This is a genomic window from Pseudomonas protegens, assembly GCF_003732485.1.
Classification (GTDB): domain Bacteria; phylum Pseudomonadota; class Gammaproteobacteria; order Pseudomonadales; family Pseudomonadaceae; genus Aquipseudomonas; species Aquipseudomonas protegens_B.
Genome location: NZ_MOAK01000014.1, coordinates 1 through 306 on the forward strand (window position 1 = coordinate 1; position 306 = coordinate 306).

The 306-nt window shown below is 67.0% G+C and carries 1 protein-coding gene; it reads right to left on the minus strand.

The window, feature by feature from the left end; translation table 11 throughout:
* Window positions 1–306, minus strand: a 306-nt coding sequence (locus tag BLX41_RS01460; protein ID WP_148059671.1) for a polysaccharide deacetylase family protein, incomplete at both ends; no start/stop codon positions are given.

A 306-nucleotide genomic window follows, 5' to 3' on the forward strand; every position in this document is an offset into this window, starting at 1 on the left:
GTTGCAGATAGCCCCCCAGGGCGCGGCTGCGAGCGTGACCGGCGCCGGGCTGCAACAGCTCCGGTGGCGGTGCCAGCGCCAGGGCCCGCAACTGTGCCAATAGAGGTTGGGCTGCGGCGCTGTCGACCTGTTGCCATAGGGTTTCGCCAATGGACTCCCACCAGAAACCCTGACGGCTACCGATGAAGTCCGTGGACAGGAAGATGCTTGCCGGCACCTCGTAGCGTTCCAGCAGGGGATAGGCGACTTCGGCGTTGTCGCGCCAGCCATCGTCGAAAGTCAGGGCCACCCGGGGCCGGTCGCCAC